The sequence below is a fragment of the Halomarina salina genome (genome assembly GCF_023074835.1).
GTDB classification, from domain to species: domain Archaea; phylum Halobacteriota; class Halobacteria; order Halobacteriales; family Haloarculaceae; genus Halomarina; species Halomarina salina.
Genome location: NZ_JALLGW010000001.1, coordinates 2,477,024 through 2,493,345, shown reverse-complemented (window position 1 = coordinate 2,493,345; position 16,322 = coordinate 2,477,024). Strand labels below are relative to the sequence as shown.

Below are 16,322 nucleotides of genomic sequence, written 5' to 3'. Positions count from 1 at the left end.
GTCGAATCAGACGCTCGTCGGTCGGCGCGGCGGTCGACGGAACAGGCCGTCGGCGACGACGGCCGCCCCGACGAGCGCGGCCCCCGACAGCGCCGACTGGGTCGACACGTCGGCGAGCGCACTCACCAGGAGCGCGCCGAGGAAGGCGAGCGGGACGACCAGCAGCACGAGGTCGTACCGCGAGAGACGGTCGACGGACGGTTCGGCGGGGTCACTTCCGGTGTCGATGTCCTGCCGCATCGCGAGCCACCTCGGTCGGGGGTAGGGACTGCCAGCCAGTAAAATCCTGTGTCGTCCTGCGGTTACGTCGAGTTCGTCGGCTCTTCGAGGTGCTGGGCGACGTACACCGCGGGCGGGACGTCGGCGTCCTCGACGTAGCGGAACAGCTCCTCCCCGTCTCGCTCGACGACGACGGTCGGGATGAACTCGATTCCGTACTCCTCGACGCGCTCGCCGACCTTCTCACCGTCCTCGCGTTCGACGTGGTACTGCTCGATGCGCTCGGCGGGGACGCCGGCGGCGTCGAGCGCGGCGGCGAAGTCGGGAAGCTGTTTGCGACAGTCCTTGCACCAGTCGCCGGCCCACACGAGGTAGGTCACGTCGTCGTTGGCGCGGAGCGTCTCGACCGTCTCCTCGTACGCGTCGGCGGTCCACACCGGGTTCGGCGACATCGTCTCCAGGGTCATACCCGTCGATAGCGGGCCGGTCCGCTTAATTGGAACGTTCGAGAGACGACAGTGCCCGGTTCCGAGTACCAGCCCGAAACCCGTCGTGTAGTGGTGGCTCTTTATAGGTGTTCCGGCGGACGAGGTTGATATGTCGATGCGCGACCGCATTATCGTGGTCTGTCGAAGTTGTGAGAAGCCGTACGTCGCGCGACTCGGCACCGACGGGAACCTCATCCTCCCGGTCGGCGGACAGGAGTGTCCGTGTGGGGGCAGGGAGTTCGACCGTCTGGAAGCCGACGAGGAGTCCATCCACGCGTCCGGAGGCACGCTCCGGGCCGACGACGACTGACTCCTCGGCGCGACAGTTCTGGCTACTACCGGTGTCACCGACACCGACTCTCCACTCATCGAAAGCGGCAGCACTCTCCTCGTCGTTTCGATGGTACGGAGCGTCACCCCCTTCGCCACGTCTTTACTCGTCGGTCGGGTAGTCGTGGCATGGACGAGAGCGTTCTCGACACGCTCGGGTCGCCGCTGGTTCGCGTCGCGGGTGTCCCCGGGGCGACGGTCGCCGCCAAACTCGAATCCCGCAATCCGGGGGGCAGCGCGAAGGACCGCCCGGCGCTGGCGATGGTAGAGGCTGCGGAGCGTGCGGGCGACCTCTCCCCCGGCGACCGCGTGGTCGAGGCCACCTCGGGGAACACCGGTATCGGCGTCGCGATGGTCGCCGCGGCGAAGGGGTACGACTGCACCATCGTCATGCCCGCCTCGAAGTCGCCCGAACGTCGGGCGGTCCTCCGCGCCTACGGAGCCGAAGTCGACCTCGTCGAGGGCGACATCTCCGACGCGAACGACCGGGCCGACGAACTCGAAGCCGAGGGGGCGGTCCAGTTCCGCCAGTTCGAGAACCGCGCGAACCCGCAGGCGCACTACGAGACGACGGGGCCGGAGCTACTGGAGCAGCTAGACGGTCGCACGCCCGACGCGTTCGTCGCGGGGGTCGGGACCGGTGGCACGATTTCGGGCATCGGACGGCGGTTGCGCGAGGCGTTCCCCGACGTCGAGGTCGTCGCCGTCGAACCCGAGGACAGCACCGTCCTCTCGGGAGGCGACGCGCGCGAGGACACCTTTCAGGGGATGGGACCGGGGTTCGTCTCGCCGAACCTCGACCTGGACGTCGTCGACTCCGTCGAGACCGTCTCGCTCGACGTCGCCGAGGAGGAGTGTCGCCGCCTCGCCCACGAGGAGGGCATCCTCGTGGGCCAGTCGTCGGGCGCGTCGAACGTCGCCGCGCGCCGGGTCGCCGCGCGTCTCGCCGAAGAGCGTGGGACCGCGAGCAGCGACGGCGAGACCACCGACGGAGCTCCGGCCCGTGACCGACGGACCGCGTTCGTCGACCGCCCGTCCGAACGGTTGCCGGTCCGCGCCGACGGCCGTGAGGAGACCGACCGCGACGACGAGCGCGCGAGAGAAGGTAGAGCCCAGGTGACGAGAGAGAGCGACGACGAACCGCTCGTCGTCACCGTGTTCTGGGACAGCGGCGAGCGCTACCTCTCGACGGGACTGTTCGACGACTGAGTCCACCCCCCGTCTCCGCCCCCGGCCACTACTCCTCCAGTCGCTCGGCGACGCCTCGCAACTGTTCCTTCCGGTCCGCGACGGCCCGGTCGCGCAGTGCGCGTTCTGCGTCCGACTCGCACGCGAGGTCGGGGACCGGCGTCGGCCGCCCCTCCTCGTCGAGGGCGACGAAGGTGAAGAAACAGGTCGTCGTGTCGCGGTCCGGTCGCTCGCTCCGGGGGTCTTCGGCACGGACGTCGACCTTCACGTCGATGCTCGTCCGGCCGGTGTCGAAGACGTACGCCTCGACGACGACCACCTCGCCCAGTTCGATGGGCGCGATGAAGTCGACGTGGTCCATGGACGCGGTGACTACCTGGTCGCCTGCGAAGCGCATCGCCGCCACCGCACCGCAGATGTCCATCCAGTTCAACACCGCACCGCCGAGCGCCCGCCCGAGGTTGTTCGTGTCGTTCGGGAGGAGAATCTCGGTCATCTCGGTGTACGAGTCGAGGAGTGTCGCGGCCATACGCCCGCCTCGGCGGCGTCCCCCATAGTCGCCGATGGTTTGTCTCCGAACACAGTTTCAATTCTGAGAATCACACAGAATCATATAAGTATCAGTAGCCATCAGATGAGGGTGGAACGGGTCGGGTTAACAATGAGTACACAACAGCGGTTCGAAGAGGAGTACAGTGTCGATAACGGGACGCCGGTCGAAGCACTCGGACGGGCGCTCGAACAGTTGTTCGACGACCGCCCCCCCGTCTACGACGTCGTCGACCCGGACGCACTGAACGACCTCTTCGCCCCGCGTCCCGACGGGACGCCGCGTGTCGAAGGGACCATCTCCTTCGCCTACCGCGATTACGAGTTCGTCGTCGACTCCGACGGTGAGGTCCTGGTCGAGGACGCGTAGTCCTCGAACCCGGACGCTCACTGACTGCATCGGTCGGTTTTCGCTCACGAAGTGCGACAGGGGTAAGAATCAGGAACGGATAGCCGCTGGTAATGAGTGAGCAGGCCACGGAGCGTGGGAGCGTGCACGTCGTCGGGACGGCCCACGTCTCCGCGGACAGCGTCGACGACGTCGAGCGCGCCATCGCCGAGGAGCAACCGGACGTGGTCGCCGTCGAACTCGACGAAGGCCGCTACCGGCAGATGCAGGGCGAGAGCCCCGAAGACCTCGACGCGAGCGACCTGCTGCGCGGGAACACCGTCTTCCAGTTCCTCGCGTACTGGATGCTCTCCTACGTCCAGACGAAGATGGGCGAGGAGTTCGACATCAAGCCCGGCGCGGACATGCTGGCTGCCATCGACGCGGCGGAGGAACACGGCACCGACATCGCGCTCGTCGACCGGGACATCCAGGTCACCATCCAGCGGTTCTGGGCGCGACTGACCGGCTTCGAGAAGCTGAAACTCGTCGGCGGACTCTCGATGAGCATCGCTCCGCCGAGACAGGTCGGTGCGATGGCGGGTGCGGCCGTCGGCCTCTTCGTCGGGATGCTCGCGGGGACGTTCCTGAGCGGGCCGCTCGGCCTCGACGCGCTGGCCGCGTCGCTCGGCCCGGTGGCGGGCCTCGTCGGCGGCCTCATCGTCGGCGTGATCGCCGCCGTCGTCCTCTACGTGTTCGTCGGCGACCTGGTCCCCGACCGATACGATTTCACGACGAAGCTGGGGGTGGCCCTCGCCGCAGGTCTCGCGCTCGGCGTCGGTCTCTGGGCGATGGGCGGCGTCGAGGTCGGTGCGCTGAACCTCTCGGCGTCGGCTCTCGAAGGACTCGGCCGCGGAGCGGTCGTCCTCCTCCTCGGCGTCGGGGCCGGACTGGCCGTGTTCGCGATGGGTGGTGCGCTGCTCGGGATGCTCCTCGGCGCTGGCATGGGTGCCGACGAGTACGAGGAACTCGACATGGAGTCGCTCACCGACACCGACGTGGTGAGCGTGATGATGGACGAGTTCCGACAGTTCTCGCCCGGTGGAGCGTCCGCACTCATCGACGAGCGCGACGCCTACATCGCACACAACCTCGTCTCGCTCCGGGAGTCGGGAAAACGGGTCGTCGCCGTCGTCGGTGCCGGCCACCAGGCGGGCATCGAGAACTACCTCGACCACCCCGAGCAGTTGCCGCCGATGGAGTCGCTGACGGGCCGCGAGTCCGGCAGTCGGTTCTCGCTGTACAAACTGTTCGGCTACCTGTTCACGGTCGGGTTCGCCGTCGCCTTCCTCCTGCTGGCGATGGCGGGCGCACAGGACCAGTTCCTGCTCGAACTGTTCGCCGCGTGGTTCATCTTCAACGGCGTCTTCGCGTTCGGACTCGCCCGACTCGCGGGCGCACACTGGCCGAGCGCGGCCGTCGGCGGCGCAATCGCGTGGCTCACGAGCGTCAACCCGCTCCTCGCGCCGGGGTGGTTCGCGGGCTACGTCGAACTGCGCTACGCCGACGTCAACGTGGCCGACATCGGCCGCCTGAACGAACTGCTCGGCGACGAGGACCAGCCGATCGGTGAGATAGTCTCCCAGATGCGTGAGGTGCCGCTGTTCCGCCTCATCCTCGTCGTCGCGCTGACGAACGTCGGGAGCATGATCGCGAGTTTCCTCTTCCCGTTCGTCGTCCTCCCGTACCTCTCACGGGACGTGGGGAGCGTCGCGGGTGTCGTCGACCTCATGGTGCAGGGTGCGGAGAACAGCGTGGACCTCGTCCGCGGGTGGGTCGGCCTGTGAGCCGACGCCAGCGTGGCGGCGGTATCCGCTTCAGCGGCCGCGAACTGCGTGACCTGACGGTCGCGTGGCTGGCGCTCGGCCTCGCGTTCACGTTCTTCCTCGACAACGGTCTCGCGACGGGGCTCCTCCGCGGTGAGTTCCCCGTCGGCGAGGCGGCCCGGACGTTCGTCCTCTCACTGCTCACGGTCGGCGTGGGGTTCCTGCTCCACGAACTCGCGCACAAGGTCGTCGCCATCCGGTTCGGCCAGGTCGCCGAGTTCCGCGCGGACTACAGCATGCTCGCGCTCGCCGTCGCCGCGGGACTCGCCGGCTTCCTGTTTGCCGCGCCCGGCGCGGTGTACCACGGCGGCCGCTCCATCACCAAGCGACAGAACGGGCTCATCTCGCTCGCGGGGCCGGTGACGAACGTCCTGCTCGTCGCGGCGTTCTTCCCCCTCGTCTTCCTCGACGGGCTGCTCGGGAGCGTCGGCGGCCTCGGCGTCGTCATCAACGCCCTGCTCGCCGGGTTCAACATGATTCCGTTCGGGCCGCTCGACGGCCGGAAGGTGCTGGCGTGGTCGAAGGCCGTGTTCGCCGTGTCGTTCGCGGTCTGCGCCGGTCTCGCGGCGCTCGCCCTCCTCGGCCCCGGCCTGGCCTTCGGCTGAACGGGTCGAACCGACTCGTCGCCCCGGTACCGATTCGCTTTTGCGTTCGCTCGTCGCTCTCTCGCCCATGACCGAGGATACGGACCGAGACGCCTCCGACGGGGAGGGGATGACCTACTCGGACGCCGGCGTCGACATCGCCGACAGCGAGGCGGCGACCGCCGCGCTGGTCGGTGCCATCGGCGGGTCGACGGGCGACTACGCCGGGCTCGTCGACATCGGCGACCGGTACCTCGCGCTGGCCACCGACGGCGTCGGGACGAAACTGCTCGTCGCCGAGGCGCTGGGCGACTACTCGACCATCGGCATCGACTGCATCGCGATGAACGTCAACGACCTCGTCGCTGCGGGCGTCGACCCCGTCGCGTTCGTCGACTACCTCGCCGTCGACGCGCCCGACGACGCCACCGCCGAACAGATCGGGACGGGCCTCGACGCGGGGGCGGCCGAGGCGGGCATCACGCTCGTCGGCGGGGAGACGGCCGTCCTCCCGGACGTGGTGACGGGGCTGGACCTGGCCGGTGCGTGCGCGGGCGTCGCCGAGAAGGACGCGCTCCTCCCCGGCGAGGCCGAGGTGGGCGACGCCATCGTCGGGGTGCCGTCGTCGGGCATCCACTCGAACGGCCTCACGCTGGCGCGCAAGGCCGCGACGAAGAACCACGACTACACCGACCCGTTTCCGCCGGACGAGGAGCGGACCGTCGGCGGCGTGTTGCTCGAACCGACCCGCATCTACACGGACCTGCTCGGTCCGCTCCGGGAGTGCGACGCCCACGCCGCCGCGCACGTCACGGGCGGCGGGTGGACGAACCTCACGCGGATGGGCGACCACCGGTACGACGTGACCGACCCGTTCGACCCACAGCCGGTGTTCGAGTTCGTCCAGTCGGAGGGGGACGTCTCCGACGAGGAGATGCACCGGACGTTCAATATGGGGACCGGGTTCGTCGCGACGCTCGCACCGGACGATGCCGAGCGGTTCGTGGAGCAGGTCGAGGACGCCCGAATCGTCGGGCGTGTGACCGAGGGCGAGCCGTCCGTCGTGGTTCGTGGTTTGACGCTTTCACGACGTTGACGAAAGAATCATAAGCCAGCACTCGCAGGGACCATTTACAAAGCCGTACAGCCGAAACTGTTCATCTGTAGCAGCGAGACAGAGCATGCGGGCGTCGGGCACCCGCGCTGTGGTGTGGTTTCGCCACACCTCGACCGAACGGCGACCGGAACAGACCAATGACGTCCGACATCCACTCCATCGACGTACTCGCACTGGCCGCGCTCCCGGACGGAGCGACCCCGGCCAGTTCGTCGCTCGACGAGTTCTACACCGTCCTCGCGAGCAACCAGCGCCGCCGCCTGCTGGACCACCTCGCCAGCGTCGGCCGGACGCGCTTCGACGCGCTTGTCGACGCGTTCGCCGGCGAGTACCCCACGCGCTCGCAGCTCGAGAAGGTCATCTACCACGTCCACCTCCCGCGACTCGTCGATGCGGGGATGGTCGACGCCCGCGACGGCGTCATCGACTACGACCCGCCTGCGTCGTTCGAGCAGTTGTTCGACTACGTCGAGGAGCACTCGACCGTCGACGAGGGCGGGACGCACTCGGCCGACGACGGGTTCGAACTGCTGGCGAACGCCCGTCGGCGCGAGATGATCGCGCTGGTCGAGGAGCACAACCAGATATCGCTCCCCGACGTGGCCGACGAGGTCACGGTGAGCGAAGCCGGAACCAGCATCGTCGAGGTGGACCCCGAGACGGTGCTCGACGTCTACCTCTCGCTGTACCACGACCACGTCCCACGACTGGAGGAGGCGGGCCTCGTCCACTACGACCAGGAACTCGACCTCGTCGCCTTCCGTACCGAAGGGGCCTCACACGCTGCTTCCGCCGAGTAGGCAGTTCACACGTCGGGTCGCCGGTGACCAAGAGGTGCTCCCTCCGATACTCCTCTCGCATCCGACTCTCCGGAGTGACCGCGACAGCAGTCGCTCAGGCGTCGGTCGGAAAGCGAGAGAGTAGTTGCGACCGTTACAGCACTTCGTCGAAGTCCTTGTGGCCGTTGATGTCGACACCCTCCTCGGTGACCTCGGCGAGGAAGACGCCGTTACCCGACCCGGTGTCGCGTTCGACGGCGGCCTTGACGGCGCTGGCGGCGACGGACTTCGCCTCGTCGTTCGAGAGACCGTCCTCGTACTCGCGTTCGAGCGTCCCGTAGGCGACGGTCAGGCCCGACCCGGTGACGGTGTAGTCGTCGGCCATGACGCCACCCGCGGGGTCGATGGAGAAGACGTGGTGGCCCTCGTCGTCGACGCCGCCGAGGATGGGGTTGATAGCGAAGAAGGGGCCGCCGCGGGCGAAGTTGCCCGCGAGCGTCGAGAGCGCCTGCATACTCATCTGCTCGCCGCGTCGTGCCTCGTAGAGGTCGACTTCGGCGCGGAGGTTGCGGATGAACGACTGTGCGCCGCCGACGCTCCCCACGAGTGTCAGGGCGGCCGTCGGGTGGATCTGCTCGACCTTCTGGACGTTCTTGTTCGAGACGAACCGACCGCCGAGCGAAGCGCGCATGTCCGTCGCGATGACGACGCCGTCGGTCGTCGTGATGCCGACCGTCGTCGTCCCGGTCTGGTTCACTTTCTCTGCGTCCTTCTCCTCCATCTCCGGAAGGTCGCCGACCTCGGGGCTGTAGATAGGTGGTTCCCAGTCGCGCCGGTCTTCCATGCTGGATTCGCGGTACATTACCGTCGCCTACCCGGCGTGTCCGGAAATAGGTTACCCAACGGGACTCCGGGGACGGCGCTTCCCCGTTGCGATGATGGCCTCGTCTCCGGTGACACGCTCGCCACTCACGATGGGGACGTCACTCAGGGGCGTCGAAAAACCGAGAATCGCTGTGGGCTCGTGAGAGCCGGTCTTACTGTCCTCTCGCACGGTCGTACGCGGACCCGACCCGACCGACGACCCGGTGGAACGGGAACGGCAGGCCGACTCGGTTGGCGACCACCGCGACCGGCAACAGGAGGATGCCGGCCAGGAGGCAGCACTGGTACAGGGCGAACAACAGCAGGGACCGAAGGTGTCTGAACATCGGGTTCCTCACCGACTGGGTATTCCGTTACCTTATAAACGCTTTGTGGCTACCGCTCGGCTCGACTCGTCTCCGACCGTACCGCAGTACAGCGATTCAACCACGGTTGCACCCACCACAACTACAACTGTCCTGATTTCGTGACTATCTGTATGCCTCCCTGCAGTGAACCGAGCGTTCGCCATAACTTATGCGGCGGTTCGAGATGTCGTGCGCGGCGAATCGCAAGGCCCGAATGTGTCGCCACCGAGCGGAGGGTATGAGCAACTATCTGGTCGCCATGGAGGCTGCCTGGCTGGTTCGCGACGTGGACGGTATCGACGACGCCATCGGCGTCGCAGTGAGCGAAGCGGGCAAACGCCTGAACCAGAAGGAGATGGACTACGTGGAGGTCGAGGTCGGCGGGACGCCCTGCCCGGCCTGCGGCGAGGCGTTCGACTCCGCGTTCATCGCCGCCGACACCGCACTGGTCGGGCTCCTCCTGGAGATGAAGGTGTTCAACGCCGAGGGCGAACAGCACGCCCAGCGCATCGCGAAGAGCGAGATCGGAGGCGCTCTCACCAAGGTCCCGCTCAAGGTCATCGAGACGTTCGACATCGAGGACGAGGAGGACTGAACCGCTCGACTGCCGACACGTCGCGCCGCACCGTCGTGCGCCGACGCTCCTCGGTCCGGTCGACTCAGCCGGTGTAGCTGTGGGCGGCCGCCGCGACGATGCGAGCCACCTCGACCACCTCGTCGGTGTAGACGAACTCGCCAGCGCCGTGGATGTTCTCGCCGTCCGGCCCCACGATGACCGTCGGCAGGCCCGCACGGTCGCCGAAGTAGTTGAAGTCGCCGACGCTGGAGAAGTAGGCGACGTCCGGGTCGACGCCGGCTACCTCCCTCGTCGCGCCGTCGAGCGAGCGGACGAGCGGGTGGTCCTCGTCGGTGACGTACGGGCCGTAGTAGATGTCGTCCGCGGGAGCCTCGCGGAAGCCCACCTCGACGTCGCTCGCGAGGTCCAGGTCGTCGATGGCCGTCTCGGCCTGGTCCCGTACCATCTCCTTGGTCTCCCCGATGACGACGTGCCGGTCGACCATCACGCGGGCCGACTCGGGGACCGAGAGCGTCTGACTCCCGCCCTCTATCCTGATGGGACAGACCGACCCGTCGCCCAGGTCCGGGTGCGAGTCCACGTCGAGTTCGTCGAGCGCCTCCGCGACGCGTCCGGCGTCGACGACGGCGTTGACGCCCTTGTGCGGCTGTGAGCCGTGGGCCGCCAGCCCGGTCACCTCGACGTCGTAGAGGAACCGGCCGCGAGCGCCGAGGATGAGCGCGGGGTTCTCGACGTCGGACTGCGCGAGGATGGGACCGGGTTCGGTGACGATGGCCGCGTCGCAGTCGTCGGTGTAGCCGTCTCGGATGAGCGCGTCGGCTCCGAGACCGTACGGCCCCTCCTCGTCGACGACGGCCGTGAACAGCACGTCGCCCGCGAGGTCCGCGTCGGCGAGCGCCTCGAACGCGACCATGATGCCCGCCAGCCCGCCTTTCATGTCGCACGCACCCTGGCCGTACAGCTTCCCGTCCTCGATTCGGCCGGAACAGGGGTCCTCCTCCCACGCCTCGACGATCTTCACCGTGTCCATGTGCGCGTTCAGCAGGAGCGTCGGCGCGTCCGGGTCGCTGCCCTCCAGGCGTGCGACGACGTTGTCGCCCTCGTAGCCCGTGATGTCCGGTTCCGAGACGTGGTGGTAGTCGGGGTCGAGGTCGCGCTCGTCCAGCCAGTCGTAGACGAACTCGGTTATCTCGGCCTCCTCGAAGTACGGGCTCCGGATGCGGACGAGGTCCTGCAGGAGGTCGACGGTCGCCTCGTCGTCGATGGCGTCCGCGACGGTCTGTGGTCGACTCATCTCAGTCACCCGCCCCCGGACTGGGCGTCCGGTCGTCCGTCGCGTCCGGGTCGCTGTCGCGGATGTCCGGGTTCCACTCGTCGCTCGGGACGCCGGGGAGCGTGTCGAGGATGGCCTGGACGTCGGTCCCCCTGCGTTCGCCGAGTTTCCAGTAGACCCCGAAGATGCCGAGACCGACCAGCAGCCACGGGATGTAGATGGCGAGCGTCGTCAGCGCGCCGAAGTTCCCGGTGAACAGCGCCGTCCAGTTCGCCGCCTGCGTCAGCAGGCCCGCCGCACCGGCCACGGCGACGAACACCGACGCGAGGAACCACGAGGCCGGCTGGAACGCCGCCTGCCGGGCGATGTCCGGGCGCTTCACGTAGACGTAGCCCGCGGTCAGCGAGACCGTGAGGTACGCGATGAGGTAGCTGAACGTCGCGATGGCGATGGCGCGGTCGAGACCCCCCGACCAGAACGTCAGCGCCGAGGCGACGACGTACAGCGTCAGCAGCGACCAGTGTGGCGTGCGGAAGCGGTCGCTGACGGCGGAGAACTGCTTCGGGAACACCTCGTCCCACGACCACGAGTACGGCATCTTGATGCCCGCGGCCATCACCGCGTGGACGCTGGAGGCGGTCGCGAGCAGTCCGCCGATGGCGACGATTGCGGTTCCGATATCGCCGAGGAACACCTCGGCTGCGGTGGCGAGCGGGCGCTCGGAGTTCGCCAGCACGGTGTAGTCGCCGACGACGCCGTAGATGACCGCCGCCGTCAGCATGTACAGGCCGATGAGGACGGCCGTCCCGCCGACCATCGCGAGCGGGAGGTTGCGACCGGGGTTCTTCACCTCCGCGCCCATCTGTGCCGCGACTGCGATGCCGATGTAGGCGTAGAACAGCGGGACGGCGGCGGCGACGAACCCGTCGAACCCGCCGGTGAAGAACGGCTGGTAGTTCGCGCTGTCGATGGCGAACAGGCCGGGGACGACGAGCACGAGGATGGAGACGATGAGAAAGGCGAAGATGGCGTTCTGCGAGACGCTGTACCCCTTCGTGCCGACGAGGTTGACGAGGAAGAGGACCGTCAGCAGGGCGAAGCCGACGCCGACGGTGAAGTCGACGCCGAACGGGAGCGTCGTGTTCGGGTAGAACACCTTGAGGTAGCTCCCGAATCCGATGGCGAGGACTGCGTCCGCCGCCATGTACCCGAGCCACTTCGACCAGGTGACGAGGAACCCCGGCAGTCGGCTGCCGAACGTCCGCGAGATGTACGTGTACGACCCGGCCGCCCCCGGAAAGATGGTCGCCATCCAGCTGTAGTTCGTCGCGATGGCCATCGCGAGCAGACCCGACAGCGCCACCACGAGGATGACGCTCGGGCCGGTCGTGCTACTGGCGGTGCCGAGCGTGACGAACAGGCCCGCACCGAGGGTGCCGGCGACCACCGTCGCGATGGCCCCCATCGGCCCCATGTTCCGCGCGAGACTGTTGTCCGCGGTGCCCGAAGACATGTGTTACCACCTACCAGCACCGGGGTTAACTCCCCTCCCTAGCATGGATGGGTCGATGCTGACGCGACAGAATCGGTCGCTCACGCGCTCGTGGGACCCGTCACCGACGGGCCGGTCCCCCGTCAGTCGCGTCGTTCGCCCAGCAGTTTCGCCTCCGCCTTCCGGAGGTGTTCGAGGAGCGTCGCCTTCGAGACGCCGAGTTCGGTCGCCAGGTCGGCCGCCGACACCTCGCGCGGCCAGGTGTAGTAGCCCTCGCGGCGGGCGAGTTCGAACACCTCGCGCTGGCGCTGGGAGAGGTCGTCCGTCGCGAAGATGCCGCCGCCGACGCCGTCGGTCGCCGTCGCGATGTGGTCGACGTGTATCTCCGCCTCCTTCTCGCTCCGGACGTCGGCCAGCGCACGCTGGACCGCCTCCCGGTCCTTGTGGACGACGACGGTCCAGTACTCGCGGCCGCCGACCATCCGGACCGGTTCGTCGGGGAGGAACCCCCGCGAGACGAGTGCGTCGTTGATGCTGTTGTCGAGGTCGTACGTGACGACCAGCCCCTGCGTGGCGCTGCCGGGTGCGAGCGCACCGTCGTCGACGGTCTGTGGCTGGGCGACGCTCCAGACGGAGTCGGTGAGCGGCGACTCCTCGATGGCCGAGAGGAGCGCTGCGAGGTCGTCCGAGGAGTCCGCGAAGGCGGTGAACCGCCCCTGCGCCCGCCCGTCGACGTGGTGGACGCCGTGACCGAGCAGTCCCGCCGCTACCCGCTCGGTCACCTCCAGCGTCCAGCAGTCCGGATGCCAGATGTCGAGCGTCAGGCGGGTTCCCCCCCGGTCCGCTGCCCCCGAAGTCATGTCACACGGTACCAACCACGTGGAGCCCCAAAGCTCCTCCCGTTCACGGCCCAGCCCCCGTGCATCCGACGTCGTGGGGCCTCGCCGGAGGTCACACCGCGACCGAAAGCTTTTGTATAACTTCGGGTTATCACCGAACCATGAAGCTGCCGACGCCCGAGGACCTCCGCGAACGGCGTCTCTCGCTGGAGCTGACCCAGAGCGAACTCGCCGACCGCGCGGGGGTCTCTCAGCCACTCATCGCCCGTATCGAGGGCGACGACGTCGACCCGCGACTCTCCACGCTCCGGCGCATCGTCGAGGCGATGGACGCCGCCGAGGGGGGCATTCGCCGGGCCGAGGACGTGATGCACGCCCCCGTCATCGCCGTCGCCCCCGACGACAGCGTTCGAGAGGCCATCGAGACGATGAGCGCGGAGGGCTACTCCCAGATGCCCGTCGCGCGCGACGGCTACCCCGTCGGTCTCATCTCGACCAGCGACATCCGCCGCGTCGACGAGAGCGACGGCCTCGGCGACCTCCCCGTCGCCGAGGTGATGCGCGAGGCACTGACCACCGTCGCCCGCGAAGCGACGCTCGACGAGGTGGACAACCACCTCGACCACCACGACGCCGTCATCGTCGTCGATAGCGGGAAGATGGCCGGTATCATCACCGAGGCGGACATCGCGGCCGACCTGCAGGGCTGAGCGCTCGGCCCTCGACCCCGACGGTCACCCGTCGTCGCGCGTCCCGGCACCGCTCTCCGCATCTGGGGGGCTTTTGCTCCTCCTCGTCCTCCCTCTCCACATGACCATCCGCCACGACGGACTCGCGGTCGACTGGTTCGGCTACGCCACGCTCCGACTCGAATCGGCAGACACCGTCGTCTCCCTCGACCCCGGTCGCTACGGCGTGCTCTCGGGCGCGTGGGAACCCGACACGCCGGACGTCGGTCATCCGGACCCGGTCGACTACGACGCCCACGACTCGGACGTCGTCTGTGTCACCCACGACCACCACTACGACTCCGACGCGGTCCGCCGGGTCGCGAGCGACGACGCGACGATAGTGGCGTACGAGGCCGTCGACGCCGAGAACGTCTCGCGTGACGTCGAACCCCTCGACGACCTCCCCTACGAGGTCGAACGGGTGGCGTACGGCGACTCGCTGACGGTCGCGGGCGTCTGCGTCGACGTGACCGAGGCGTACAACGTCCCGAACGGACCACACACCCGCGACGACGGGACGCCGTACCACCCCGAGGGGTTCGGCTGTGGCTTCCGCGTCGAACTGGACGGGACCGCGGCGTTCTGGCCCGGCGACTCCGACGTCCTCGACGCCCACCGGTCCGTGGACTGCTCGCTGTTCTGTCCGCCCATCGGCGGCGCGTTCACGATGGACCGCCACGAGGCGGCGGCCCTCGCGACCGACCTCGACCCGGACCTCGTCCTGCCCATCCACTACAACACGTTCGACGCCCTGGAGACCGACTCGGGTGCGTTCGCCGCAGACGTCGCGAGTCGCGGCGTCCCGGTCGTCCTCGACGAGACCTGACCGGTCGCTACGGGTCCCTCGGAGACGTCTACGGCAACAATCGGGCAATCGTGCGTCGATCGTCCCCTCTCAAAATAGTCAATGAGTGTGGACAAATAAGATACTTAACGAAGGTGCGGTAATCACAATCGATTGACGGACAGGGTGAGCTACATGGAGAATCCAGAGTACACGTTCGAGAGTCGCCAGGACTTCGCGAACCAGTTGACGCGCTTCCTGGGCAGTGCGGCGAAGCAGGGCATCGAGTTCGAGGGTGCGTACGACTGCCGTCTGCCGGAGTGCCAGGAAGTGTACGACGTCGAGATATCGACGGTAGACGAGTCACCGCCTCGCGAGTAGCGGGCCCCGCGACGACTGCACGCCACGTACGAGTAGCGGTGCACGCGACGGACGAGACAGCTCCGAGCGCGAGTGTGAGAGGGTGGATTCCGGTCGCCCGGGTCGACCCGCTACTGGCGGCGACCGACCGAACCCACGCAACAGTGCGTAACGCCGGTGCTGACGCGTTCACCGACGCAGCGACCGACTCAGTCGTCCGACCGGCCGGGATGGTCAGCCGGCAGTCGCGGGCCGTAGCCGAGCGTCCGCTCCCGGAGCGTTCCGTCCCCGTATCGGTCGCGAACCAGTCCTCGCTCGCGGAGTTCCGGGACGACGAGGTCCACGAAGTCCCGGAGGCTGTCGGGGCGGGTCACCTCCTTGACGTTGAAGCCGTCGACGCCGACGTCCGTGAACCAGCGTTCGAGCTCGTCGGCCACCGCCTCGGGCGTCCCGACGACGACCGGCGAGGTGGTGCCCAGGCCCGCGAACTGCGCCACCTCGCGGACCGTCCAGTCCCGGTCGGGGTCGCTGGTCGTGAACGCGTCGACGGCCCCCTGGATGGCCTCCGTCTCGATGTGTTCGACGCGCTCGTCGGGGTCGAGCGTCGAGAGGTCCAGGTCCATGAACCCGCTGAGGACGGCGAGGACGCCCTCGACGTCGATGGCCTCGCGGTAGCTCTCGTACTTCGCCTCGGCGAGCGCCTCGGTCTCGCCGACGACGGGCACGACGCCGGGGAAGAACGCCAGCGAGTCCGGGTCGCGGCCGTGGTCGGCCGCGCGCGAACGCATGTCCTCGACGTAGTCCCGCACGCCGCGTTCGGTCGGGAGGCTGACGAAGACGGCCTCGGCGTTCCGGGCGGCGAACTCCCGACCCCGGTCGGACGACCCGGCCTGGTAGACGACGGGCGTCCGCTGCGGCGACGGCTCGCAGCCGTGCGGGCCACGGACCGAGAAGAACTCGCCCTCGTGGTCGACGTCGTGGACGCCCTCGGGCCGGGTGTAGACGCCCGCGTCGCGGTCACGGACGACGCTTCCCTCGTCCCACGAGTCCTCCCAGAGCGCGTAGCAGACGTCCATGAACTCCTGGGCGCGGTCGTAGCGCGCGTCGTGGTCGAGACGCTCCTCGACGCCGAGGTTCGCCGCGGCCGACTCGAGATACGACGTGACGACGTTGAACGCCACGCGCCCGTCGGTGAGGTGGTCGAGCGTCGAGAACTCCCGCGCGAGCTGGTAGGGGTGGTTGTACGACGTCGACCGCGTGACGGCGAACCCGAGGTGGTTCGTCACGCTCGCCATCGCCGGAATCAGGTACGTCGGGTCGTTCGACGGGGTCTGGACGGCCTTCTCGATGGCCGTCTCGCGGGAGCCGCCGTAGACGTCGTAGATACCGCGCACGTCGGCGAAGAAGACGGCGTCGAACCCGCCGCGCTCGGCGGTCCGGGCCACCTCCTCCCAGTACGTCCGGTCGGTGTAGCGCGCCGACTGGTCGCCGGGGTAGCGCCAGCTCCCCATCGAGACGTGCTCGACGGCGTTCATCGTGAACAGGTTGAGTCGCATCCGCCCGTCC

General features: G+C 68.2%; 20 protein-coding genes. 11 read left to right on the top strand and 9 right to left on the bottom strand.

What is annotated here, in order from left to right; all coding sequences use genetic code 11:
• Nucleotides 1-6: 6 nt before the first annotated feature.
• Complete coding sequence (locus MX571_RS12755) at nt 7-240, bottom strand: DUF8015 family protein (protein ID WP_247417286.1); 234 nt, start codon at nt 238-240, stop codon at nt 7-9.
• A 62-nt stretch (nt 241-302) separates the two neighbouring features.
• Nucleotides 303-686, bottom strand: coding sequence for a thioredoxin family protein (locus tag MX571_RS12750; protein WP_247417284.1), 384 nt, complete (start codon nt 684-686; stop codon nt 303-305).
• Between the two features lie 136 nt (nt 687-822).
• Between MX571_RS12750 and MX571_RS12745 the strand changes: the two genes are divergently transcribed.
• Both MX571_RS12745 and MX571_RS12740 read left to right on the top strand, forming a co-directional pair.
• Entirely contained in the window at nt 823-1,017 is a 195-nt protein-coding gene (locus tag MX571_RS12745; RefSeq protein ID WP_247417282.1) for a hypothetical protein, read from the top strand.
• 149 nt (nt 1,018-1,166) lie between these two features.
• Complete coding sequence (locus tag MX571_RS12740) at nt 1,167-2,246, top strand: PLP-dependent cysteine synthase family protein (protein WP_247417280.1); 1,080 nt, start codon at nt 1,167-1,169, stop codon at nt 2,244-2,246.
• A gap of 28 nt (nt 2,247-2,274) precedes the next feature.
• Here the strand turns inward: MX571_RS12740 and MX571_RS12735 are convergent, their stop codons facing one another.
• Nucleotides 2,275-2,754, bottom strand: a complete 480-nt coding sequence (locus MX571_RS12735; protein ID WP_247417279.1) for an acyl-CoA thioesterase — start codon at nt 2,752-2,754, stop codon at nt 2,275-2,277.
• A 132-nt stretch (nt 2,755-2,886) separates the two neighbouring features.
• Here MX571_RS12735 and MX571_RS12730 point away from each other — a divergent pair, with 132 nt between their 5' ends.
• The 5 genes from MX571_RS12730 to MX571_RS12710 all read left to right on the top strand — a co-directional run bounded on the left by MX571_RS12730 (nt 2,887) and on the right by MX571_RS12710 (nt 7,489).
• A complete protein-coding gene (locus MX571_RS12730; RefSeq protein ID WP_247417277.1) occupies nt 2,887-3,144 on the top strand; it encodes a HalOD1 output domain-containing protein in 258 nt (85 codons plus the stop codon).
• Nucleotides 3,145-3,236: 92 nt separating this feature from the next.
• Nucleotides 3,237-4,949 carry a TraB/GumN family protein gene (locus MX571_RS12725; protein WP_247417274.1) on the top strand — a complete coding sequence of 571 codons (1,713 nt, stop codon included), beginning with the start codon at nt 3,237-3,239 and terminating at the stop codon, nt 4,947-4,949.
• A 23-nt stretch (nt 4,950-4,972) separates the two neighbouring features.
• Nucleotides 4,973-5,593 carry a zinc metalloprotease gene (locus MX571_RS12720; RefSeq protein ID WP_247418484.1) on the top strand — a complete coding sequence of 207 codons (621 nt, stop codon included), beginning with the start codon at nt 4,973-4,975 and terminating at the stop codon, nt 5,591-5,593.
• 67 nt (nt 5,594-5,660) lie between these two features.
• On the top strand, nt 5,661-6,668 hold the full coding sequence (gene purM / locus MX571_RS12715; protein ID WP_247417270.1) for a phosphoribosylformylglycinamidine cyclo-ligase: 1,008 nt from the start codon (nt 5,661-5,663) through the stop codon (nt 6,666-6,668).
• A 158-nt stretch (nt 6,669-6,826) separates the two neighbouring features.
• Nucleotides 6,827-7,489: a DUF7344 domain-containing protein gene (locus MX571_RS12710; protein WP_247417268.1), complete on the top strand. Its 663-nt coding sequence runs from the start codon at nt 6,827-6,829 to the stop codon at nt 7,487-7,489.
• A gap of 133 nt (nt 7,490-7,622) precedes the next feature.
• On the opposite strand, the gene psmB is transcribed toward MX571_RS12710, so the two are convergent.
• Both psmB and MX571_RS12700 read right to left on the bottom strand, forming a co-directional pair.
• The gene (gene psmB / locus MX571_RS12705) at nt 7,623-8,330 is read right to left on the bottom strand and encodes an archaeal proteasome endopeptidase complex subunit beta (RefSeq protein WP_247417265.1); all 708 of its coding nucleotides are present in this window, start codon (nt 8,328-8,330) and stop codon (nt 7,623-7,625) included.
• Nucleotides 8,331-8,505: 175 nt separating this feature from the next.
• A complete protein-coding gene (locus MX571_RS12700; protein ID WP_247417263.1) occupies nt 8,506-8,679 on the bottom strand; it encodes a hypothetical protein in 174 nt (57 codons plus the stop codon).
• A gap of 259 nt (nt 8,680-8,938) precedes the next feature.
• Here MX571_RS12700 and MX571_RS12695 point away from each other — a divergent pair, with 259 nt between their 5' ends.
• Entirely contained in the window at nt 8,939-9,295 is a 357-nt protein-coding gene (locus MX571_RS12695; RefSeq protein WP_247417261.1) for a DUF555 domain-containing protein, read from the top strand.
• Nucleotides 9,296-9,359: 64 nt separating this feature from the next.
• Here MX571_RS12695 and MX571_RS12690 read toward each other — a convergent pair whose 3' ends face one another.
• The 3 genes from MX571_RS12690 to MX571_RS12680 all read right to left on the bottom strand — a co-directional run bounded on the left by MX571_RS12690 (nt 9,360) and on the right by MX571_RS12680 (nt 12,902).
• Nucleotides 9,360-10,571, bottom strand: coding sequence for a M20 family metallopeptidase (locus tag MX571_RS12690; protein ID WP_247417258.1), 1,212 nt, complete (start codon nt 10,569-10,571; stop codon nt 9,360-9,362).
• Nucleotide 10,572: 1 nt separating this feature from the next.
• Complete coding sequence (locus MX571_RS12685) at nt 10,573-12,063, bottom strand: APC family permease (protein WP_247417257.1); 1,491 nt, start codon at nt 12,061-12,063, stop codon at nt 10,573-10,575.
• Between the two features lie 122 nt (nt 12,064-12,185).
• Nucleotides 12,186-12,902 carry a helix-turn-helix domain-containing protein gene (locus tag MX571_RS12680; protein ID WP_247417254.1) on the bottom strand — a complete coding sequence of 239 codons (717 nt, stop codon included), beginning with the start codon at nt 12,900-12,902 and terminating at the stop codon, nt 12,186-12,188.
• 140 nt (nt 12,903-13,042) lie between these two features.
• On the opposite strand from MX571_RS12680, the gene MX571_RS12675 reads away from it, so the two are divergent.
• From MX571_RS12675 to MX571_RS12665, 3 genes are all read left to right on the top strand, one after another.
• Nucleotides 13,043-13,591 (top strand): CBS domain-containing protein, encoded by a 549-nt coding sequence (locus MX571_RS12675; protein ID WP_247417251.1) that lies wholly within the window; start codon nt 13,043-13,045, stop codon nt 13,589-13,591.
• A gap of 100 nt (nt 13,592-13,691) precedes the next feature.
• Nucleotides 13,692-14,438 (top strand): MBL fold metallo-hydrolase, encoded by a 747-nt coding sequence (locus tag MX571_RS12670; RefSeq protein WP_247417249.1) that lies wholly within the window; start codon nt 13,692-13,694, stop codon nt 14,436-14,438.
• 153 nt (nt 14,439-14,591) lie between these two features.
• Nucleotides 14,592-14,777, top strand: a complete 186-nt coding sequence (locus MX571_RS12665) for a hypothetical protein (protein ID WP_247417247.1) — start codon at nt 14,592-14,594, stop codon at nt 14,775-14,777.
• A gap of 188 nt (nt 14,778-14,965) precedes the next feature.
• On the opposite strand, the gene MX571_RS12660 is transcribed toward MX571_RS12665, so the two are convergent.
• On the bottom strand, nt 14,966-16,312 hold the full coding sequence (locus MX571_RS12660; RefSeq protein ID WP_368409050.1) for an LLM class flavin-dependent oxidoreductase: 1,347 nt from the start codon (nt 16,310-16,312) through the stop codon (nt 14,966-14,968).
• Nucleotides 16,313-16,322: the final 10 nt, after the last annotated feature.